Raw genomic sequence first — 20976 nt, 5'->3', positions numbered from 1 at the left:
CACGGCTCTCTATGTTGTCATGTGCCGCGTTCGCCCGTTCATTCAGCGTTCCCAATCTGTGATTCTGCTGATGAATCCGCGGCAAATTGGTGGTAACGCGGTTTCGTTTCGTAAACTCATCTGTTGTGCCATTTGTCGACGGGGTCATTGCCCGCATACCCCAACCGTTTCGTGACATCGCTCTGCGTCACAGCGAGCTGATCAAATTCGCGATCGTCGGCGGAACGACCTTCCTGATCGACTCCGGCATCTTCTACACACTCAAGCTGTCGATCCTCGAATCCAAGCCGATCACGGCCAAGATCATCGCCGGCGTCGTCGCGGTGATCGCGTCGTACATTCTCAACCGCGAGTGGTCGTTCAAGAACCGTGGTGGCCGTGAACCAGCGCACGAGGCTGCCCTGTTCTTCATCATCAGCGCCATCGGCGTCGTCATCAGCTTCATCCCGCTGTACATCTCCAGTTACGTCTTCAACCTGCGCGTACCCGAAGTCAGCTTGGCGACGGAGAACATCGCCGACTTCATCAGTGCGTACGTCATCGGCAACCTGCTGCAGATGGCGTTCCGATTCTGGGCCTTCCGCAAGTTCGTGTTTCCCGACGAGAATCCGGAACCGCTCGAACTATCCGACAGCACAGGATTGTCCGAAACCACGGCGTTATCCGAAACCGCAGCGTTAACCGAAACCACAGCGCCTGACCCGGTTATTCCTGACGCCGAAGAGGAACTCGGGCACTCCTGAGTTTTTCGTCTGCGCGAGCCTTTCGGTCAGCGCGGTTCGCGGTGCGGAACGACGTCCGCGGGCGGAGCAGTGTTGGCCACCGGCAAGAAGACGGCGAACAAGGCAGGCTTACGCCTCTGCAGTTCCAGTCGGCCCCCGTCGGCTTCGATCAGTGCACGTGCGAGCGCCAACCCGACGCCGGTGGACCCGGCCCCCGAAAATCCTCTGTCGAAGATGTGCGGTGCAAGATCGTTCTCCACGCCGGAGCCTTCGTCGGTGACCTCGACGCACACCATCGAGTCACGACGAGACGAACTGCGACCGGTACCGTCGATCAATCGGACCGACACCGTGCACGTGCCTTCACCGTGTTCGAACGAATTGTCGACCAGAACGGAAACAGCTTCACGCAGACGCGAACCTGTGGTTGCAGCCATCACTGTCCGATCGCCGCGTAGGCGGAGCCTGCGCCCCTCTCCGTCGAACTGAGCCTGCCAGTCGCGGGTCACCTGTTCCAGCTCGCCGACCACCGACACCAGACTCGCCGACGACCCGCTGGTGCGCGACGAGCGAATCAGGTCGTCGATTCCGTCGGTGAGCCTGTCTACTTGCGCCATGGCTTCCTCGGCCTCGTTCACGACGTCAGGATCTTCGTGAACGGACAACTCGTCCAGGCGCAGCCGCACCGCAGTCAGTCGACTGCGCAGTTGATGCGAGACGTCCGCGACCAGCGCACGCTCTCGTTGCAGCCGCACCGAAATCTCCACCGTTGCCGCGTCGAGCACGTCGGACACGCGGTCGAGTTCGGGGATGTCGTGCCGACGAGGATCCGGCCGGAAGTCACCTTCGGCGAGGCGCGCCGCCCGGTCGGCCACATCCTGCAGCGGATCGGCCAGCCGACGCGCAGTGACCACGGCGACGACGGTGCCTGCCGTGATGGACAGAAGCACGAGCACACCGACGGCCATCACCGCTTGCTTCTGCTGGGTGCGCAGGTTCTCCGACGGCACCTCGAGGCGCAACGAGCCTGAGGTTCCCATCGCGAGCGATTCGACGAGTGCGTTCTTGACTGTCGCCTCACCGACGTCGACGCGCGCGGCGCCGTCGACGACGGTCGGATACACGACGACGAGGCGCCCGTCGTTCGGGGTGAGGACCTTGAGCGAATCGGTGTTCAACGCACCTTCGACGAGTCCGTTGGTGCCCTCCTGTGCGATGACCTCGGCGGCCATCCGGTCGAGTCGCACCCGGAGGTCACTGCGGGTCACGTCCTCCACCCAGAGCCACGCCGTGTAGATCAGCGGAACTCCCAGCAGCAACGCCGTCATGATCACGACAGCGAGAATCGACTGCAATATGCGACGCCGCATGCCGGCAGTTCCTGGTTCTCGAGTTGCTAGTCGGTGTTGATTCGGAAACCGACACCGCGGACGGTGGCAATTCTGCGTTCCACGGCGGGGCCCTCGTCACCGATCTTGCGGCGCAGCCACGACATGTGCATGTCGAGTGTCTTCGATCCACGAAGCTCGACGTCGCCCCACACCTCACGAAGGATCGTATCGCGCGAGACCACTTCCCCGGCATGCTCGAGGAGGACCCGCAGAAGCTCGTATTCCTTGTTGGCCAAGGCGATTTCGGAACCGTTGACGAGTACGCGTCGTGCCGCGGGCTCGAGTCTGATGCCACCGACCTCGACGATCGTGTCCTCGCGGCCACCGTGGCGACGCAGGAGTGCTCGCACACGTGCCATCAACTCGGCGAGACGAAACGGCTTGCTGACGTAGTCGTCGGCGCCCGCGTCCAACCCGACCACGAAGTCGACTTCGTCGGTTCTGGCGGTCAACATCAGCACGGCGAGCGAGGTGCGATGCGCACGGATCTGTCGACAGACCTCGAGGCCGTCCATGCCCGGAAGGCCGAGATCGAGAATCAACAGATCGAAATCACCTTCGAGCGCCTGCTGCAACGCAGCGGGTCCGGTCGGTTCGACGGTCACCGAATACCCTTCACGTCCCAATGCACGGGAAAGGGGTGCGGCAATGGCCTCGTCGTCTTCGGCTAGCAATACGGCAGTCACACGAACAGACTACGGACAACACGCCTTTGCACGTTGATTACCAGCCATTTCGATCGTTCGGGTCGTCGTTTTCTACGATCGGCCGCTGCAGTGGCTGCTGTGGCGGCTGCTGCGTCGAATCGAAAACCTGGTGATACAGGAGGGCGTGAACATGCTCGACATCCGGAATGTCGTCGAACTCGAGCGGATCGTCACTGGCCGATGCGATGACCAGAGTTCCGGTCTTGAGCATTCGATCGATCAGGCCGTGGCGGAACTGAACATTGCTGATCCGCCCCATGGGAATGTCGATACCGGTGTGTGTGAGCACTCCGTGGCGGATGAGCACCCGCCGATCGGTGACGATGAAATGCGTGAACTTCCAGACCGTGAACGGCGCAACCGATCGCCAGGCCACGACGCCGAGCCAGATGATTCCGACGGCAATGGACGACACGGTGCGAGCCGTGCCGTCCAATCTCGTCTGTGCGAGGCCCAACAAGAACCCGGCGACGGCCGTCGCAAGCACGAACGTCAGCGCCGGAAGCACCAACATCTTCCAATGAGGATGGCGATGCAGTATCAGTTCCTCGTCCTGAGCGAGGGCGTCTTCGGGATATCCCATGACGGGAAGTCTGCCACCCCGCACCGACTTTCAGGCACACCGACTTTCAGGCACACCCATCTTCAGGGCACGCTCAGGGCTGCGCGATCTTTCGCAGCACCAGCGGGGTCACGACGATGATGATGCCGTACAGCACCATCCATACGCCGACCACGATGCGGAAGACGTCGAGCGAGAGTTCGGGCTGCAGAAGGACGATCGCGCCCGCGACGATGCTGATGACTCCGAGCACGATCGACAGACCGCGATCGACGGTGTGCCCGGACGCTGCGTCGACCAGATCGAGAACACCGCGGAATACCCACCAGGCACCGATCACCAATGCGATCAGAACCACCGTCTGCAAAGGGCTACGGAGAACCAGGAATCCGAGGAGCACTGCCAACGCGCCGGAAATCGCGACAAGCGTCCGAGTTCCACCTGAAGCCGTCACGTCCGCGAACGAACGGATGATCTGGACGATTCCGAATCCGAACAACTGAATTGCAATGACCACCGCGACCACGAAAAGGGTGGCATCCGGCCATGCGAGTACCGCGATACCCAGGCCCAATGTGAGGACACCGAGCAGCACCGTCACGCCGGTGAGTACGCGGCGAGCGCTCTCGGCCGTCTCGGCTTCGGTCGGAACAACGATCGGTGTGGTCATGACGCCCCTAGGCAGCTCAGTAGATCCCGCAGTTAAGTGAAATGAAGGACGGACGGTTGGTTCGAAAACCGGCCAGGGCCAAAAATTAGCACTTTGGTGCCAGAAAATCCGGCAAGGCTCATGATTCGGCTACCGGGGCGGCCCGAAGGTGGGTGATATCACCCGCAGCGACCGCAAAGGTCTCCCCGTCTGTTCCCTCGATCTCGATGACGACGCGGCCGGAAGTGTCGACGTCGGTCGCGATACCGAACACCTCCTTGTCGCCCGGCAAGACCGCGCGGACTCGTTTGCCCAGCGTCCCGCAGCGCTGCCGGTATTCGGCAGCCAACACAGATGTATCCCATTTCGAGGATTCCCAAGCACGGAACTGCGTCGCCAACTCACGGGCGATTGCTCGAACGAGGGTGTCGCGGTCGACAGTCGATGCTTCTTCGACGAGGAGTGATGTAGCGGTCGGGACGGGCAGCTCCTCCACACCCAGGCTCACGTTCAACCCGATGCCCACCACCACCGCGGGATCGGGCGCAGTCCTTGCCACCTCGGCCAGAATTCCGGCAACCTTCTTGTCGCCGATGAGAACGTCGTTCGGCCACTTGAGTTTTGCGGGCACTTCGGCCACGTTGCGCAGCGCGTCGACGACCGCGATTCCCGACAGCAGCGGGAGCCAACCCATGTCCGTGAGATTCATTCCGGGCATCGACAGCAGAACCGACATCGAGATCTGCGCTTGCGGCGGACTCACCCAGGTGCGCGAATGACGGCCGCGGGCACTAGCCTGATATTCGGCGATCAGAACGTGACGGTCTGCATCCGGATCTGCCGCTCGCGCAAGGAGATCCGCGTTCGTCGAGCCGGTCTCCTCGACCACGTCGAGGTGGTTCCAGAAAACGCGCGCGTCATCGTTGTCACTGCGCACGAGTGCGCGTCGCAGGGCATTGCCGTCGAGGGGCGGTCGGTTCAAGTCGGTCCACATAGTCCCAGCCTATGACGACAGCGAGAATGTACTGGTCAGTAGCTTGAGCCTGCAAGACAGCGACAATCGGACCTGCCTTCCAAGCCCCCCACGCACTCTCGTTAAGCTCACGTCCATGACCACTGTCCAAGAGCCGAACGCGCCGGAGGCGGCGGCCGCACCCGATATCCACACGACCGCGGGAAAGCTCGCGGACCTGCGGAATCGCCAAGCCCAGGCGAAGGCACCGAGCGGCGAAGCCGCCATCGACAAGGTGCACGCCAAAGGCAAGCTGACCGCCCGCGAGCGCATCACCGCCCTCCTCGACGAGGGCTCCTTCGTCGAACTCGACGCACTGGCACGGCACCGGAGTGTGAACTTCGGTCTCGCTGACAACCGCCCGGTCGGCGACGGCGTCGTCACCGGTTACGGCACCATCGACGGCCGCGACGTCTGTGTCTTCTCACAGGACGCCACCGTTTTCGGCGGATCGCTCGGCGAAATCTACGGTGAGAAGATCGTCAAGGTCATGGACCTCGCGATCCGCACCGGTCGCCCCCTCGTCGGCATCAACGAAGGTGCAGGCGCGCGCATCCAGGAAGGCGTCGTCTCGCTCGGCCTCTACGGCGAGATCTTCCATCGCAATGTCCAGGCATCGGGCGTCATCCCCCAGATCTCACTGATCATGGGACCCGCCGCCGGCGGCCACGTCTACTCCCCCGCGCTGACCGACTTCGTCGTGATGGTCGACGAGACCTCCCAGATGTTCGTCACCGGGCCCGACGTCATCAAGACGGTCACCGGTGAAGACGTCACGATGGAAGACCTCGGCGGTGCTCGCACCCACATGGTCAAGTCCGGCGTCGCACACTACGTCGCTTCCGGCGAGCAGGATGCCCTCGACTACGTCAAGGACCTGCTCAGCTACCTGCCGTCCAACAACCAGGCAGCGGCTCCCCGCGGCGAGATCACCGACCCGATCGTCGGTTCGATCGAAGACAGCCTGACCGCCGAGGACATCGAACTCGACACCCTCATCCCGGATTCGGCCAACCAGCCGTACGACATGCACGAGGTCATCCGTCGCATCCTCGACGACGACGAGTTCCTCGAGGTCCAGGCCGAGCGCGCGATGAACATCATCGTCGGTTTCGGTCGCGTCGACGGCCGCTCGGTCGGCATCGTCGCCAACCAGCCCACCCAGTTCGCGGGCTGCCTCGACATCGACGCCTCGGAGAAGGCCGCACGCTTCGTGCGCACCTGCGACGCGTTCAACGTCCCGATCATCACCCTCGTCGACGTTCCCGGCTTCCTTCCCGGAACCGAGCAGGAATACAACGGCATCATTCGTCGCGGCGCGAAGCTCCTCTACGCGTACGGCGAAGCAACGGTCGGAAAGATCACGGTCATCACCCGCAAGGCTTACGGCGGAGCGTACGACGTCATGGGCTCCAAGCACATGGGCGCCGACGTGAACCTGGCATGGCCGACCGCTCAGATCGCCGTCATGGGTGCATCCGGAGCAGTCGGATTCGTCTACCGCAAGCAGCTTCTCGAAGCCGCCAAGAACGGCGAAGACGTCGATGCACTGCGCCTCAAGCTGCAGAACGAGTACGAGGACACCCTCGTCAACCCGTACGTCGCCGCCGAGCGCGGATACGTCGACGCTGTGATTCCTCCGTCGCACACCCGCGGACAGATCGTCTCCGCATTGCGACTGCTCGAGCGCAAGGCCGTTTCCCTTCCGCCCAAGAAGCATGGGAACATTCCCCTATGACCGCAACCACCGAGGACATTCTCAGCGAAGATGTCGCACTGGCGGAGACTGCACCGACCAACGGTGCGGTAGTCGAGGGAACCGCGACGGACGCGTCGCTCACGGAGCTGACCGAGACGTCGACATCCGACGCGTCGGTCATCAAGATCGTCAAGGGTTCACCCACCGACGTCGAGATCGCAGCACTCGTCAGCGTGCTCGCTGCCGCTGCCGGCAGTGGTCAAGCTCCCGAGTCGAACGTTCCCGCGGAGACCTGGGGCGATCCGACTCAGTTCCACCGCACGCGTGCGCCGTTCTCGCCGTACGCGTACCTGAACCCCGCGATCCGTCGCAGCTGACGATCACTCTGCTGACGTGACTCAACTGGTTCTGGCTTCAGCGTCCCCGGCTCGCCTCGCAGTTCTGCGGGCGGCCGGGGTTTCGCCGCTTGTACGTGTCTCCGGTGTCGACGAGGACAAGATTGCCGACAACCTCGGCCCCGACGCCGCTCCCGAAAAAGTCGTGACGGTGCTGGCGGAGGCCAAGGCCGCCGAGATCGTTCCCGGTCTTGCCGCCGACAATCTCACCGACGTAGTCGTAGTCGGGTGCGATTCGATGCTCCTGATCGACGGGCAACTTCAAGGCAAGCCGGGCAGCGTCGATATCGCCCGAAAGCGATGGGCCGCAATGGCCGGACGCAGCGCCACTCTCTTGACCGGGCACTGTGTCCTGCGCGTCGCCGACGGCCGCATCGTTCGCATGGCCTCGGATCACAGCGCAACAGTCGTTCATTTCGCGCAACCGTCCACCGAAGATCTCGAGGCATACCTGGCAACGGGCGAACCTCTCCAAGTCGCCGGAGCATTCACGCTCGACAGTCTCGGCGGCTGGTTCGTGGAGAGGATCGAAGGCGATCCCTCGAGTGTCATCGGTATCGGATTGCCTTTGGTGCGAACGCTTCTCGAGCGCGTGGGAGTTTCCGTCTCGGATCTCTGGCGTACTCAGAGCATCTTCTGACACGAATTTCCAAGCACGAGTTCGCCAAGCACGACGACCAGCCTCGCATCGGGTCCAATTCGATGCGAAGCTGGTCGTTTCATGTTGTCCCCGAAAAGGATTGCTCCCTCAGGTTGTGAAGGTGGTGTTCGCCGGCCGCGGGTGCCGCAGCGGGTCGATCGACGGCGGCGGGATGAACCAGGGCTTGTTGTCGACGCCGATCCGGATTTCCCATTTGCCGACGAACCCGGATTTGCGGTGCATCAGCCGGTGATGTGGACGGCACAGCAGGACCAGGTTGTTCATCACCGTCGGGCCGCCGTTGGCCCAGTGCCGAATATGGTGTGCATCGGTCCACGCCGGCACACACGTACAGCCGGGGAACGCGCAGCCTTTATCTCTCGCGATCAGCGCGACGCGTTGTTCGGCGGTGACCAACCGTTTCCCGGGTTTCGCATCGAGAGGCGCTCCGTGATCATCGAGTAGGACAGTGGACAGGAAGCAGTCGCACCCGAGAAGCCTGGTTTGCGACACCGAGAGTGGTCCGAGCCAGGGCATGTGCCCGACATCGAGATCCGACACAGACCCACCACCAGTGGGTGTCGCGGCGCAGTCCCGGTGCTCGGCGAGATCCCGGGCATTGATGTGTACGTTCACGTGCGGCCGCTGGCCGCCATCCATGCCGGTCTTGGCGCAGTCCAGATACCGCCGGATCAGTTCCGTGAACCCGTCCGCGGTCCGCTTCGCCGCCGACCGCGAATCCGGCGTCCCATCCGGTGCCGGGGTCGGCATCGTCAGATTCGACAACGCCGACAGCAACATTTCGCCGGTGAGGGCATCGAAATCCCCACGCACCACCACCCGACCATTCAAAGTCGACGCGATCCTCAACTCATTGCGATCCACATCTTCGGCGGGCGGAATCTCATCGGATTCGAACAACCGCTCCAACGTCGCGATCACATGCCGCACCTTCGTCGTCGTCGCCTCCACACCCGACGCAGCAGCCAACAACAAATCGATACAGCGAGGCAACGCCTCCTCCGGCATCCCCTTCGGCGGCGACTCACAAAACGAGACGATCAACACGGCATGCTCGAACGAACAATCCCCGCAATCGAACCGAGCCGCCACCGCCGGAAACGGCCGCAACGCAGCACCCAACGCGGCGATCTTCTTCCCATCCCGCACCTGCAACATCGTGTTCGACGCCAACCACGCACCCACCCCGCGGCTCGCGATCACCTGATCATCCGGACGCAACGACAACTCGTCCACCACCGCCACCCGAACGGCCTCGAGACGCAGAATCTCCGCGCTCGCCGACACCGCAGCAGCCCGCAACTCAGCAGCCGTCAACTGCCACAAACGTCCGCGTAACCCCACCGCAGAACCCGACACCACATCCGACAACAGAACACTCATTGAACCCCCCGATCCCCTGAAACACAGAATACTCGAACACCAGTTCGAGTCAAGAGCAATTCTCAGACTGGCGAATTGACCCGAGGTAGGGCAGTCGACGCCAATCCGATACCGAGCGCAATTGCTGCGATGATCGCGAGTACACGGCGCTGAGCTTCGAGAAATGCTTCGCCGGCCGCCGCCCGGGTAGATGCGTACGCGGCATCAACTGCCACCTGAACGGATTGCCCCCCGGGGCCGGCAGTTCCTTCGCGGCGACACTCCGGCGCCACCTCCATCGGCGTTCCGGACGCCAATTGGCTTGTCGCGCAATCGACAAATGCCTTTTCGGCGATACCGACGAGACCAGGACTCACCCCGGCGGCTTCAAGATTCGCAACATACTCGGGCCGTTCCCCCTGCACTGCTTGCGGAGCTTGCCCAGCGACGAGCGAGAAGAACACCACTCCGATCAAGGCCAGTCCGATTGAGCTGCCAACCTGCTGAACGGTCGGAAGCAGTCCCGACACCGAACCCGCGTGCGCGGGTTCGACCGTCGCGAGGATCGCGGTTTGCAGCGGTGCCACGAACAGTCCGAGCCCTGCGCCTCCGAGAAGCAGCGGGCCGGCGAGCGCGAGCCAGCGCGGATCGGTTCCTTCGTACTCGAGGATGACCGACAACGCGATCAGCGAGCCGGCGAAGACGACCATCCCCAGGATCAGGACGCGGTTTCCGAGCATGCGGTACACCGCCGACGAGAGAACCGCCGCCACGCCCATTCCGACGGCCCACGGCAGCGTCATGACGCCCGCTCGCAATGCGGAGAACCCGAAGCCGAACTGAAGTGTGAGACTGATGGTGAAGATCAGGGACGTCAGGGTTCCGAAGAACACGAACGCAAGAACCGCGCCGATCGCAAATGCTCGGTCGCGGAAGAGTGCGAGCCGAAGGACGGGATCACCGCCGCGTTTCCCCAGCCGCGATTCGTGGAGCACGAACGCCAATGCCACCGGCACCGACATCGCGAGCATTACGACAAGACCTGTAGGCCATCCACGCGCCCTTCCCTCAGCCAGGGGAAGTATCAGCAGGAACAGTGCCAGCGACGACAGCGCGGCGCCGATGAGGTCCAGTGAGCGCACATGCTCAGCGCGAGCATCTACGAGATGGAAATACCCGAGAATCAAGGCGGCGACGCCGATCGGGATGTTGACGAAGAAGATCAGGCGCCAGCCCCAGTCGAAGAGATTCCACTCGATCAGCAGTCCGCCCACCAGAGGCCCGCTGACCGTTGCCAGCCCTATCGTCGCGCCGTAGATCCCGAATACCCGCGGATGCCTCGCCTTCGGAAACAGACCGGAGATTATGGCAAAGGTCTGGGCGGACATCGAACCGGCCGCCAGACCTTGCAGACCGCGGAAGACGATCAGCATCGTCGCACTCTGAGCGAGCCCGCACAGCAACGAGGCGGCGACGAACACGGACAGTGCCGTCAGAAATACGACTCTGCGACCGAACAGGTCCCCCAGCCGGGCCGCAGTGATCAACGAACAGGCAAAAGCCAGGATGTACACGCTGACCATGAGCAACTGCGCCGAGACGCCGGCTCGAAGATCGACGGCGATACTCGGGAGCGCGACGTTGACGATGGTCGCATCGAGAAGCTGCATGAATGCCGCCGCCAGACTCGTCGCCAACCCGAGCCAAGGCGTCAGAGAACCAGCTCGCCGTCCGCCCTTGTGGTCGGCGCCGACAGCGTCACCTAAAGGGTCCGGAAGCACCGAATGATCCTAATCGAACAAGACGCTTCTAGAACCTGTTCTTGTTTAGATTGTTGTATTTCGGACAATTCAGTCCCCCAGATGGGATAGTTCGTCGTCTGCCCATTTTCAGAGCAGGCTTCTCGACGACACACGCAGGAGTTCTTACTCGATGGATCTGAACCTGATCACCCATTGGCACCCGCTTCCTGGACGGGTAATCGAATGGGGCGTCACGCATGCTTCCGCTCAGAGAGCCGCCGAAGCCGAGATCGACCGAGAACTACCCCCGACCACGATGCAGGATCGCCACTTGCGACGCGCCCGCGTCACCGCAGAGAAGGGCGATCCGCAGTCTCCATGGATCGGCATCGCCTTCGATTTCGCCGGAACTCTCGACCGCGACGCCATGACCAGGGCCCTGCAGCGCTACGTCCGTCGCCACGACACACTCCACAGTTGGTTCTCGTTCGACGAGGCCACCACTGACGCTGCGGACACCTCGTTCGAGGTCCGTCGTCACGTCGTGCCGGTCGAGGGAATCGAACTCGAGTACCGCGTCGGCGACGACGTCTCCGAATCCGAGGCGATCCGTGCGCTCGTCGCAACCAAGTTCGCCACGGAAACCAGCGCGCTGCAGTGGCCGGCATTCGTCTTCGGTGCCGTCGAGCACGATCACACCGACACGGAAACCGCGCCCGGTTTCACCCTGTTCCATGCCGTCGACCACGCTCATTCGGACATGAACTCGATGGTGCTGATGTACGCGGAATTGCGTCAGCTCTACGCAGCGGAAACGACCGGGTCACATCCCGAACTAGGCCCGGCGGGAAGTTACGCGCAGTTCGGCCGTATCGAGCGCGAGCGGACAACCGAACTGACGATGCAGTCACCCGAAGTTCACAAGTGGCTCGGTTACCTCATGCGCAGTGGCGGCTCGTTCCCCGGATTTCCTCTCCCGCTGGGCGCCGAGGACGCCCCCAAACCGGCAATCGGTTCACGCTTCGATTTGGCCGACGACGTCGAATGCGAAAAGTTCGGTGCGATCTGTAAAGCAAACGGGGCCAACTTCATCGGCGGGATCTTCACGGCACTCGCGATCGCGGAATTCGAACTGGCCGGGCGCGACAAGTACATCGCTCTCTCGCCGGTCAGCACGCGAACCGAGGTCGACTCGTTTGCGCAGGGTTGGTACATCAACCTGATCCCCGTGGGAATAGACGTCGACGACAAGCGACGTTTCACCGAGTTGGCGAAAGTCGGGCAGCAGGGTTACCACGACGGCAAAGCGCTGTTGGACGTTTCCGTTCAGCAAGTCATCGACCTCGTTCTCTCCAGCATGTCGGACGAGAATTCTTCCGCTCCCGGCGGCCTGTCGAAGACGCTCACCCCGCCGCCGATCGTCTCGTACATCGACGGCCGACGCATGCCCGATCCGTACAGTTACGTCGAGACGAAGGCAACGGGAATCGTCGGCGGCAAAGAGACTCAGATCGCATCGATGTGGATCAACCGGATGCACACCGGTACCTGGATCGCCGTGTCACACCCTGACACCCCCACGGCGCACGAATCTGCCACCCGCTTCGCCGAGCATGTCTCCACCATCATCAAAACTGTTGCAGCTCAGGGCGACTACTCGTTCTCGGCACCAGAGGGAGCGTCCTGATGCATGTCACCTCTATCGATCGATACGGACTCGAGCCGGGAATCGTCACCGAATGGTCGCTCCAGCCTGCAGACGGTGCCGTCACCGAGTCCGAGGTACCACCGTCGTACAACCAGCATTTTCATCTCGAAACAGCGCGAACACACGGCATGGGCCGAAGTGTATGGATGGCAGCGGCATTCGATCTTCCCGGAGAACTGAATCGGCCGGCACTCGATCTCGCGTTGCGCCTGTTCATCAGTCGCCATGACACGCTGCACACAGGGTTCGAGGTCGGCGAGTTCACCACCACCCGAATGGGTCTCGACCCCGACGGCACACATATCGAGACTTCGGAACCGCTGAAGTTCGATTCCACCGAGAATCTGCGAGCGCACCTCAAGAAGCGATTCACGACGGTCTGCGATCCACTGACCTTCCCCGCCTATACATTTGCCACGGTCGAACGCGAAGAGCACTACACAGTCCTGAGCGCCTTCGATCACACACTGGTCGACGGGTACTCGTTGGTCATCGCACTCGGGGAACTGCGACAGATCTACGAGGGACTGATCGCCCTACCCGACCTGACCGACCACGCGGCGGTCGACGCAGTGATGAGCCGACTGGGTGACCCGGGAAGTTTCGTGAGGTACTGCGAACTGGAGGCCGACGCTCTACTTCCCGTCGACAACGACCCTCGAATCCGGGAGTGGGCAAGGTTCTACGAGATCTGCGGTGGTACTTCACCGAGTTTCCCATTGGATCTCGGCGTCGAGGGCGGAAAGCCCGCGCCGCAGGGCGCCGATGTGCGCGTGCTGCTCGACGAGGAGCTGACGGCGACGTTCGACGAGATCTGCCTGTCCGCCGGCGGTAGCGTGTTCACCGGAATCCTCACTGCGATGGGTCTTTCCGTCCACTCGTACACCGGACAGGCGACGCTTCCCCTGCAATTCCCGCTGCACATCCGCAAAGATCCCCGTTGGGCCGACGCGATCGGCTGGCTCACCACCAGCGCGCCGATCACGGTCCGGATCACTCCCGACGCGGATTTCGGTGCATCCCTTGCACATACGCACGCGTCGTTCCGAGTTGCGTTGACGCTCGAGGGCGTCACCATGGCTCAGGTTCGAGATGCTTTGGGCGACAAGATTCGACGCACGCGCACCGACGTCTTCATGGTGTCGTACATCGATTACCGCAAACTGCCCGGCACCGACGATCACGATCTCCTCAACGCTCATCACATCAGCAACGTGACGGTCGCCGACGATGCCCAGTTCTGGATTTCGCGAACGAACCGTGGTCTCTCGCTGCGGTCGCGCTTCCCGGACACCGAGACGGCGAACGAAACCATGGTGAATTTCCTCACCGAACTCGACCGGATTCTGAGAGAGGTCTGCGCCCGGGGAGTAACCCCGATCGGAAGTGTCACCGAACAATTGAGAGATTCGAGCGTCGGAGCAGGAACACCGAGAATTTAGTATCGGGAACGGGTACGAGCAGGCAGAACCTGCTTCCGGGCGTCTCACCTTGCGCACAGCGCATAGAATCGATCAAGTCCGTGTTCGAACCGAACGATTCGCCTTCAGGAGTACGCCCGTGCCCGTTGCCCCCGATCCCTCAACCGCGTTTGCCGAGTTCGCGCATCCCGACCGGTTGGTCTCGACGGAATGGCTCTCGGCGAATCTCGGTACGCCGGGCCTCAAGGTCGTCGAATCCGATGAAGACGTGTTGTTGTACGACGTCGGCCACATTCCCGGAGCAGTGAAGATCGACTGGCATCTCGACCTCAACGATCCGGTCACCCGCGACTACATCGACGGCGCGAAGTTCGCAGAGTTGATGAACCGCAAGGGCATCAGCCGCGACGACACCGTGGTCATCTACGGCGACAAGAGCAACTGGTGGGCCGCCTACGCACTGTGGGTCTTCACACTGTTCGGCCACGAGGACGTCCGTCTTCTCGACGGTGGCCGCGACGCATGGATCGCCGAGAACCGCGACACCGCTTTCGACGTTCCCGACATCACGTCAACCGATTACCCGGTCGTCGAGCGCAACGACGCTCCCATCCGCGCATTCAAGGACGACGTTCTCGCGCACTTGGGCGACGGACCGCTCATCGACGTTCGGTCTCCGCAGGAGTACACCGGCGAGCGAACCCACATGCCCGACTACCCCGAAGAGGGCGCGTTGCGCGGTGGACACATTCCCAGCGCTCTGAGCATCCCGTGGGCGAAGGCAGCGGCACCGGACAGCCGCTTCCGCACCCGCACCGAACTCGGCGAGATCTACGGCGATCTGTCGGCCGAGGACAACATCGTCGCGTACTGCCGCATCGGCGAGCGTTCCAGCCACACCTGGTTCGTGTTGACCCATCTTCTCGGCTACCCGAACGTTCGTAACTACGACGGTTCCTGGACCGAGTGGGGCAATGCAGTGCGCGTCCCGATCGTCCAGGGCGAAGAGCCCGGCGCAGTTCCTTCCCCCGTATCGGCGTCATGAACGCTCTTCCTTCGGCTCTGGCCGAGATCGTCGACGACTTCGCCGCCGTGGGCGCCTCGGACAAGCTCACCCTTCTTCTCGAGTTCAGCCGAGAACTACCGCCGTTGCCGGCGGAGCTCGAGCAGAGCGCGATGGAGCCGGTCCCCGAATGTCAGTCGCCACTGTTCCTCTCGGTCGACGATTCGGACCGCGACAACGTCCGCCTGTACTTCAGCGCTCCCCCCGAGGCTCCCACCACGCGCGGCTTCGCATCGATCCTCGCGCAGGGGCTCGACGGTCACAGCGCCGACGAGATCCTCGGTGTACCCGACGACTTCTATTCGGCGCTCGGTCTCGCAGAAGCTGTGAGCCCGCTCCGTCTGCGCGGAATGTCGGCCATGCTCGCGCGCATCAAGCGGCACTTGCGGGGCTGAAAAACATGGAGTTCACTGAACTGGCCGACTATGCGATTCCGGCCGGCGCACTCGTCGAATGGTTGCCGTGCGCAACCGGGCCCTGGGTTCCGGATCCGCGGCCCGTCTCCTACATTCACGAGGCACATCTCAGCCGTTCCGCTGCAGGCGCAGGCGACAAGTCTTGGCTGGGAACAGCTTTCGAGATTTCCGGCCCACTCGACGTCGATGCGTTCCGAGTCGCTCTCGGCCGGTGGATCGATCGCCACGAAGTTCTGCGCTCGCATACCGTCCTCGAGCCGTCGAGCGGCGAGATCACCCGGCATACCGTCCCGATCGGCGGGATCGACATCGGCGTCGTCAGCCACGGCTACGACGCGTCCAGCCAGGACAACTTCGACCACCTTCACCGCTTGTTCGACGACTACGCCTCCCCGCACAGTTGGCCGTCGTACGTCTTCGCGACGTTGACGCCACGCGGTGGCGACGGTCCGTTCACCGTGTTCTTCGCGGCGGATCACTCGATCATCGACGGTTTCTCGATCGTCCTGGTCGCCCACGAGATCGGTGCGCTGTACCGCGAGGCTTCGACCGGTAGTGCTGCAAATCTGTTTCCGGTGGGCAGCTACGTCGATTTCGGTGCCGTCGAACGCGAGCAGATGGCCGACATGGAAGCCGAGAAGGCCGCGGTCGAGATCTGGCGTAAGGCTCTCGGTACGGACGGGTTACCCCAGTTCCCGCTACCGATCGGTGAACGTGGAACCGATTCTCAGAACGGCCTGTCGACCTGGCTGCTCGACGCCGACCAGTCAAAGGCCTTCAGTTCGACGTGCGCAGCCGCCGGAGTCGGGTATTTCGCCGGACTTCTCGGTGGTCTTGCGGCTGTGGGTCGCGAGGTCGCGGCGGCCGATCGATTCGAGGTCGTGACGCCGGTCCACACCCGCAGCGCTCAGGAGTGGGCGGGGGCGCTCGGTTGGTTCGTCGGCCTGTGCCCGGTCGAGTTCGCGGTGGGATCGGACTGTTCGTTCGGCGACCTCGCGTCCCGCGCTGCCGAGTCGATCGCTGCGGTCAAGCCTGCCGCCGCGGTTCCGTTCGACCGGATCGGCGAGCACCTCGGAACTCCGATCCGACCGCGATTCGTGGTGTCCTACATGGACGTTCGCTTTGTACCCGAGGCCGCTCAGTGGCCTGAGTGGAACGCGCGAGCACTCCGAAGCAAGGCGTACACGCACGACGTCTACATCTGGATCAACCGCACACCCCACGGCCTCAATCTCGCAGTCAGGTATCCAGGCAACGAAACGGCGAACGCCGCGGTCCACGCCTACGTGGCCGCACTGCGCCGGACCATCGACGACATCGTCACCGAACCGGACAAGCACACCTCCGACCGCTACTCATCGGTAGTTTTCGAAACCGTTTCCTAAGCCGGAGTGGGCTTTAGCGATCCGGTTACAACCAGCGTCGAAGCGATGCATACACTCCGAAGTGATGCCAATCCCCCGATGGTGAAATCCCAGAGGAATACACCGCGGAGACAGACTATGCGAACCACAGGAGGCTCAGTGCCCAGTCATGCCAGCGCGCACATTACGAAGGTGCTTGTCGCGAACCGCGGTGAAATCGCGGTACGGGTCATCCGGGCGGCCAAGGATGCCGGCTACGGCAGCGTTGCCGTTTACGCCGAGCCCGATGCAGAAGCGCAGTTCGTGAAGCTCGCAGACGAGGCATTTGCCCTCGGTGGACAGACGTCTGCCGAGTCCTACCTCGTGTTCGACAAGATCCTCGACGCAGCCAAGAAGTCCGGCGCCGACGCCATCCACCCCGGATACGGCTTCCTCTCCGAGAACGCCGACTTCGCCCAGGCCGTCATCGACGCCGGTCTGATCTGGATCGGTCCGTCACCGCAGTCCATCCGCGACCTCGGAGACAAGGTCACCGCACGCCACATCGCGGAGCGCGCGAAGGCACCGATGGCGGCCGGCACCAAGGACCCCGTCAAGGGCGCCGACGAGGTCGTCGCATTCGCCAAGGAATACGGCGTACCGGTCGCGATCAAGGCTGCCTTCGGTGGCGGTGGACGCGGCATGAAGGTCGCCCAGACCATCGAGGAAATCCCCGAACTGTTCGAGTCGGCCACCCGTGAGGCCATCGCAGCCTTCGGTCGCGGCGAATGCTTCGTCGAGCAGTACCTGGACAAGGCCCGCCACGTCGAGGCTCAGGTCATCGCCGACCAGCACGGCAATGTCGTCGTCGCCGGTACCCGCGACTGCTCACTGCAGCGTCGCTTCCAGAAGCTCGTCGAAGAGGCTCCCGCTCCCTTCCTGACCGACGACCAGCGCGCACGCATCCACGCGTCCGCGAAGGCCATCTGCAAGGAAGCCGGCTACTACGGCGCCGGAACGGTCGAGTACCTGGTTCAGGGCGACACCATCTCCTTCCTCGAGGTCAACACGCGCCTGCAGGTCGAGCACCCCGTCACGGAAGAGACCGCGGGCATCGACCTCGTGCGTCAGCAGTTCCTCATCGCCAACGGCGAAGAACTCTCCATCAAGGAAGATCCCACCCCGCGTGGACACTCCTTCGAGTTCCGCATCAACGGTGAAGACGCCGGCCGCGGCTTCATGCCTGCCCCCGGCCCGGTCTCCGTCTACCGTGAGCCCACGGGCCCCGGCGTTCGCGTCGATTCCGGTGTCGTCGCCGGCGACGTCATCGGCGGACAGTTCGACTCCATGCTCGCCAAGCTCATCGTCACCGGTGCCACCCGCGAAGAAGCCCTCCAGCGGGCATCGCGCGCCCTCGCCGAGTTCGAGATCGACGGCCTCGCGACCGTCCTCCCGTTCCACCGCCACATCGTCGAGAACCCGGCATTCGTCGGTGACGGCGAGAAGTTCGACATCTACACCAAGTGGATCGAAACCGACTGGGTCAACCCCATCGAGCCGTACGCGGGCGCCGGTGCTCCCGTAGACGACGAGGACGAGGCTCTGCCGCGTCAGAACGTCGTCGTCGAGGTCGGTGGACGTCGCGTCGAGGTTTCCCTCCCGGGCCAGTTCTCGCTCGGCAACGGCGGCGGCGCTGCCTCCGGTGCGATCCGCAAGAAGCCGAAGGCCCGCAAGCGCGGCGGCGCCGGCGGCGGAGCAGCATCGGGTGACGCTGTCACCGCTCCGATGCAGGGCACCGTCGTCAAGGTCGCAGTGACCGAAGGCCAGGAAGTCGCGGAGGGCGATCTGATCGCCGTTCTCGAAGCCATGAAGATGGAAAACCCCGTCAACGCGCACAAGGCCGGTGTCGTCACCGGACTGTCCGTCGAGCCGGGTGCAGCAATCACGCAGGGAACGGTTCTCGCAGAACTCAAGTAGGGCCTCCGGCCCCGTGCGCCTTTCCGGTAGTCCCCACCACCGGAAAGGCGCACAGTCGTTTGAGTAGGCTGTAACGATGGCTGACGTCCCCGACATTCGCATCGGCACTGCAGAACGCGAGCAGGCACTCGATCTTCTGAGCGAGCATTTCGCCGCAGGCCGCCTCACCGTCACGGAGTTCGACGAGAGAAGCGGAATCGTCAGTGCCGCAACAACTCGCAGTGAACTCGTTCCGGTGTTCGCCGATCTGCCGGGCAACTATCAAGCCCCCGGCACCGCTCCCCTGTCGATGGTGACGCCTCCCGACGCACCGGCGGAGCGCGGCTTCAACCCCGACTGGTCCGGTCGTGTCATGGCTGTCGTCCCGATTCTCGCGGTGATCCTGTTCTTCGTCACCGGTACGTGGTTGTGGTTCCTCGCGATTCCCCTGGCCGGTGCGCTGCTGTTCGGTACCGACCGGGAACGCAAGGCCAAGCGCCGCCGCGAACGGGACTCCGACTGATGGAGCCGATCGAGATCAACGCAGGCGGCTGGTATCTGCGGGCACTGCGCGCAGACGAGCGTGTGGACGACCGCCCCGCTCTGGCCGACGGCGGTATCACCGACCCCGATTACGTGAGTCAGCGGAGCGCTCAGTGGCACGAGAACAGCGTCTACTCCTGGGCAGTGTGCCAACCCAACACCGGTGAGCTTCTCGCCGAGGTCGTTCTGACGCCTCTCGACTCCACCGCCCTGCTCACCGGCTGGGCCCGCGACGGGCACAACGAGGCACTCACGACAGCTGCCGACGCCGTGACGAGGTTCGCCGAAGGTGCACTCGGGCTCGTAGTGGTCGAGGGGCAGACGAATTGAAGAACAACCGGTACTGGCCGCTGGCGATAGCCGTGGTCGTCGCTCTGATCATGCTCTTCTCTCCGGGCTCCACCGTGCCGTCCAGCCCGGAGAACACCGACAAGATCACCCACACGTTGATGTTCGCGGTATTGGCGATCACCTCGTTGCACGCCCGGATCCCGGTGTGGCTCACGGCGGTGTGGTTGGTGATCTTTGCCGCGACATCCGAGGTTCTTCAAGCAGCGCTGCCCATTTCGCGTTCGGGTTCGATCTGGGACGGCAGCGCCGATCTGCTCGGCATTGCCGTCGGGATCGGTATCGTCAGCCTCGTGACGCGGCGTCGAAACGCCCACAACGACCAGCCGAGCAGGTTCTGATCAGCTGAGCAGGTTGCTCCGCAATTGTTCCTGAGTCGACGCGTCGATCTTCAAGCCGTCGGTGAAGTAGGCCTCGATGGATCCGTGAACCTGTGCGAGCTCTGCCATCGACGCCTCCAGGTACTCGCGCCTGACACCGAGGACACCTTCGAGCAGGGTCGGGTCGATACCCTTGGCCTCGAAACGCTCGAGGAGCGGCGCGAACATCGGCAACAGAACCTTGTTGGTTTCGAGGTAGTCCGCGAAGACCGCGTCCTCGGAAGCCCCCAGGAACAGCAGCAGCGCGGCTGCGGCCCAGCCCGTGCGGTCCTTGCCCGTGGTGCAGTGAACGAGTGCCGGCGAGCTGGCCGGCTGCGCCAAGTCGACGAACAGTTGCCGGTACGACGCGACCGCACTCGGCAAGGTCACGAAATCGCGGTAACTTCCCTGAAAGTACTCGAGCGCCTGGCCGCTGCCCAACGCTTCGGCAGCAAACGCAGGGTCGGCGATCATCTGCTGCATCTGAGCCGGAATGGCGCGATACTGCTTGTCCGCCAGGACATCCAGGCCGAGTTCACGGATACCGTCCGGCGTCAGGTCCGGTGCCGTTTCCCGTTCGGATTCGGTGCGCAGATCGTAGATCGTGACGATGCCCAGATCGGCGAGGGTCTGTGCGCCGTCCGCGCTGAGCGATGCCAGATCAGTGGAACGAAACACGCTCCCGGTGCGGACGGTGCCTCCGAAGCTCGATTCGGGGCCACCGATGTCTCGGAGGTTCGCCAGCGACGGTACGACGGAAGACAACTTCGGAGTATCGGTCATACCTAGAATGTATCGGGCGTTCGACCGTGCCGGACAAGAGCCGGACCAAAGCCGGACAGGGCGGCGAAAGAAAGTTTGCGACGCATCATCTCCCGTAATTGCTGCGCTACAGATCCGTAACATGCTCAAGTAAT

21 protein-coding genes are annotated in these 20976 nt (G+C 63.0%); 13 read left to right on the top strand and 8 right to left on the bottom strand.

Annotated elements, in window-relative coordinates; translation table 11 throughout:
- Positions 1–125: 125 nt before the first annotated feature.
- Positions 126–743, top strand: coding sequence for a GtrA family protein (locus tag V3587_RS16735; RefSeq protein ID WP_283376994.1), 618 nt, complete (start codon positions 126–128; stop codon positions 741–743).
- A gap of 26 nt (positions 744–769) precedes the next feature.
- Here the strand turns inward: V3587_RS16735 and V3587_RS16730 are convergent, their stop codons facing one another.
- The 5 genes from V3587_RS16730 to V3587_RS16710 form a co-directional block, all read right to left on the bottom strand.
- Positions 770–2092 carry a sensor histidine kinase gene (locus tag V3587_RS16730; RefSeq protein WP_095969068.1) on the bottom strand — a complete coding sequence of 441 codons (1323 nt, stop codon included), beginning with the start codon at positions 2090–2092 and terminating at the stop codon, positions 770–772.
- A 26-nt stretch (positions 2093–2118) separates the two neighbouring features.
- Entirely contained in the window at positions 2119–2799 is a 681-nt protein-coding gene (locus V3587_RS16725) for a response regulator transcription factor (protein ID WP_003940916.1), read from the bottom strand.
- Between the two features lie 37 nt (positions 2800–2836).
- Positions 2837–3403, bottom strand: a complete 567-nt coding sequence (locus tag V3587_RS16720) for a PH domain-containing protein (RefSeq protein WP_095969067.1) — start codon at positions 3401–3403, stop codon at positions 2837–2839.
- A gap of 73 nt (positions 3404–3476) precedes the next feature.
- Positions 3477–4052, bottom strand: a complete 576-nt coding sequence (locus V3587_RS16715) for an HdeD family acid-resistance protein (protein WP_003941007.1) — start codon at positions 4050–4052, stop codon at positions 3477–3479.
- Between the two features lie 118 nt (positions 4053–4170).
- Positions 4171–5025 (bottom strand): biotin--[acetyl-CoA-carboxylase] ligase, encoded by an 855-nt coding sequence (locus tag V3587_RS16710; RefSeq protein ID WP_283376993.1) that lies wholly within the window; start codon positions 5023–5025, stop codon positions 4171–4173.
- Between the two features lie 115 nt (positions 5026–5140).
- Here V3587_RS16710 and V3587_RS16705 point away from each other — a divergent pair, with 115 nt between their 5' ends.
- The 3 genes from V3587_RS16705 to V3587_RS16695 are packed head-to-tail and all read left to right on the top strand — an operon-like array spanning position 5141 to position 7777.
- On the top strand, positions 5141–6781 hold the full coding sequence (locus V3587_RS16705) for an acyl-CoA carboxylase subunit beta (protein WP_214886098.1): 1641 nt from the start codon (positions 5141–5143) through the stop codon (positions 6779–6781).
- Entirely contained in the window at positions 6778–7119 is a 342-nt protein-coding gene (locus V3587_RS16700; protein ID WP_007731147.1) for an acyl-CoA carboxylase subunit epsilon, read from the top strand. The genes V3587_RS16705 and V3587_RS16700 overlap by 4 nt, the downstream gene beginning before the upstream one ends.
- 16 nt (positions 7120–7135) lie before the next feature.
- A complete protein-coding gene (locus V3587_RS16695) occupies positions 7136–7777 on the top strand; it encodes a Maf family protein (protein WP_007731146.1) in 642 nt (213 codons plus the stop codon).
- Positions 7778–7885: 108 nt separating this feature from the next.
- On the opposite strand, the gene V3587_RS16690 is transcribed toward V3587_RS16695, so the two are convergent.
- Both V3587_RS16690 and V3587_RS16685 read right to left on the bottom strand, forming a co-directional pair.
- Complete coding sequence (locus V3587_RS16690) at positions 7886–9181, bottom strand: HNH endonuclease signature motif containing protein (RefSeq protein WP_283376992.1); 1296 nt, start codon at positions 9179–9181, stop codon at positions 7886–7888.
- Positions 9182–9243: 62 nt separating this feature from the next.
- Entirely contained in the window at positions 9244–10941 is a 1698-nt protein-coding gene (locus tag V3587_RS16685; RefSeq protein ID WP_283376991.1) for an MFS transporter, read from the bottom strand.
- Between the two features lie 151 nt (positions 10942–11092).
- Here V3587_RS16685 and V3587_RS16680 point away from each other — a divergent pair, with 151 nt between their 5' ends.
- From V3587_RS16680 to V3587_RS16640, 9 genes are all read left to right on the top strand, one after another.
- On the top strand, positions 11093–12589 hold the full coding sequence (locus tag V3587_RS16680) for a condensation domain-containing protein (protein WP_283376990.1): 1497 nt from the start codon (positions 11093–11095) through the stop codon (positions 12587–12589).
- Positions 12589–14052 (top strand): condensation domain-containing protein, encoded by a 1464-nt coding sequence (locus tag V3587_RS16675; protein ID WP_283376989.1) that lies wholly within the window; start codon positions 12589–12591, stop codon positions 14050–14052. Before V3587_RS16680 ends, V3587_RS16675 begins: the two co-directional genes overlap by 1 nt.
- 118 nt (positions 14053–14170) lie before the next feature.
- Positions 14171–15076, top strand: a complete 906-nt coding sequence (locus V3587_RS16670; RefSeq protein WP_095969059.1) for a sulfurtransferase — start codon at positions 14171–14173, stop codon at positions 15074–15076.
- Positions 15073–15489 carry a SufE family protein gene (locus V3587_RS16665; protein ID WP_095969058.1) on the top strand — a complete coding sequence of 139 codons (417 nt, stop codon included), beginning with the start codon at positions 15073–15075 and terminating at the stop codon, positions 15487–15489. The genes V3587_RS16670 and V3587_RS16665 overlap by 4 nt, the downstream gene beginning before the upstream one ends.
- Positions 15490–15494: 5 nt before the next feature.
- Entirely contained in the window at positions 15495–16895 is a 1401-nt protein-coding gene (locus V3587_RS16660; RefSeq protein ID WP_095969057.1) for a condensation domain-containing protein, read from the top strand.
- Positions 16896–17033: 138 nt separating this feature from the next.
- Positions 17034–18830, top strand: coding sequence for an acetyl/propionyl/methylcrotonyl-CoA carboxylase subunit alpha (locus tag V3587_RS16655; RefSeq protein ID WP_095969056.1), 1797 nt, complete (start codon positions 17034–17036; stop codon positions 18828–18830).
- A gap of 76 nt (positions 18831–18906) precedes the next feature.
- Positions 18907–19332: a DUF1707 SHOCT-like domain-containing protein gene (locus tag V3587_RS16650; protein ID WP_003940708.1), complete on the top strand. Its 426-nt coding sequence runs from the start codon at positions 18907–18909 to the stop codon at positions 19330–19332.
- Positions 19332–19682 (top strand): hypothetical protein, encoded by a 351-nt coding sequence (locus V3587_RS16645; protein WP_166809782.1) that lies wholly within the window; start codon positions 19332–19334, stop codon positions 19680–19682. The genes V3587_RS16650 and V3587_RS16645 overlap by 1 nt, the downstream gene beginning before the upstream one ends.
- Positions 19679–20041 carry a VanZ family protein gene (locus V3587_RS16640; protein WP_166809783.1) on the top strand — a complete coding sequence of 121 codons (363 nt, stop codon included), beginning with the start codon at positions 19679–19681 and terminating at the stop codon, positions 20039–20041. Before V3587_RS16645 ends, V3587_RS16640 begins: the two co-directional genes overlap by 4 nt.
- Here the strand turns inward: V3587_RS16640 and V3587_RS16635 are convergent, their stop codons facing one another.
- Positions 20042–20842 (bottom strand): tyrosine-protein phosphatase, encoded by an 801-nt coding sequence (locus V3587_RS16635; RefSeq protein WP_095969054.1) that lies wholly within the window; start codon positions 20840–20842, stop codon positions 20042–20044.
- Positions 20843–20976: the final 134 nt, after the last annotated feature.

This window comes from Rhodococcus sp. IEGM 1306 (assembly GCF_036541985.1).
Lineage (GTDB): Bacteria > Actinomycetota > Actinomycetes > Mycobacteriales > Mycobacteriaceae > Rhodococcus_F > Rhodococcus_F qingshengii.
Note: the sequence above shows the minus strand (reverse complement) of the source record. Positions and strands in the feature narration are given on the sequence as shown.

What these genes read in the sequence shown, in the direction of transcription:
- V3587_RS16730 (WP_095969068.1), bottom strand. Translation starts at nt 2,092, where the DNA reads ATGCGGCGTCGCATATTGCAGTCGATTCTCGCTGTCGTGATCATGACG.
- V3587_RS16720 (WP_095969067.1), bottom strand. Translation starts at nt 3,403, where the DNA reads ATGGGATATCCCGAAGACGCCCTCGCTCAGGACGAGGAACTGATACTG.
- V3587_RS16715 (WP_003941007.1), bottom strand. Translation starts at nt 4,052, where the DNA reads ATGACCACACCGATCGTTGTTCCGACCGAAGCCGAGACGGCCGAGAGC.
- V3587_RS16710 (WP_283376993.1), bottom strand. Translation starts at nt 5,025, where the DNA reads ATGTGGACCGACTTGAACCGACCGCCCCTCGACGGCAATGCCCTGCGA.
- V3587_RS16705 (WP_214886098.1), top strand. Translation starts at nt 5,141, where the DNA reads ATGACCACTGTCCAAGAGCCGAACGCGCCGGAGGCGGCGGCCGCACCC.
- V3587_RS16700 (WP_007731147.1), top strand. Translation starts at nt 6,778, where the DNA reads ATGACCGCAACCACCGAGGACATTCTCAGCGAAGATGTCGCACTGGCG.
- V3587_RS16690 (WP_283376992.1), bottom strand. Translation starts at nt 9,181, where the DNA reads ATGAGTGTTCTGTTGTCGGATGTGGTGTCGGGTTCTGCGGTGGGGTTA.
- V3587_RS16680 (WP_283376990.1), top strand. Translation starts at nt 11,093, where the DNA reads ATGGATCTGAACCTGATCACCCATTGGCACCCGCTTCCTGGACGGGTA.
- V3587_RS16675 (WP_283376989.1), top strand. Translation starts at nt 12,589, where the DNA reads ATGCATGTCACCTCTATCGATCGATACGGACTCGAGCCGGGAATCGTC.
- V3587_RS16665 (WP_095969058.1), top strand. Translation starts at nt 15,073, where the DNA reads ATGAACGCTCTTCCTTCGGCTCTGGCCGAGATCGTCGACGACTTCGCC.
- V3587_RS16660 (WP_095969057.1), top strand. Translation starts at nt 15,495, where the DNA reads ATGGAGTTCACTGAACTGGCCGACTATGCGATTCCGGCCGGCGCACTC.
- V3587_RS16650 (WP_003940708.1), top strand. Translation starts at nt 18,907, where the DNA reads ATGGCTGACGTCCCCGACATTCGCATCGGCACTGCAGAACGCGAGCAG.
- V3587_RS16645 (WP_166809782.1), top strand. Translation starts at nt 19,332, where the DNA reads ATGGAGCCGATCGAGATCAACGCAGGCGGCTGGTATCTGCGGGCACTG.
- V3587_RS16635 (WP_095969054.1), bottom strand. Translation starts at nt 20,842, where the DNA reads ATGACCGATACTCCGAAGTTGTCTTCCGTCGTACCGTCGCTGGCGAAC.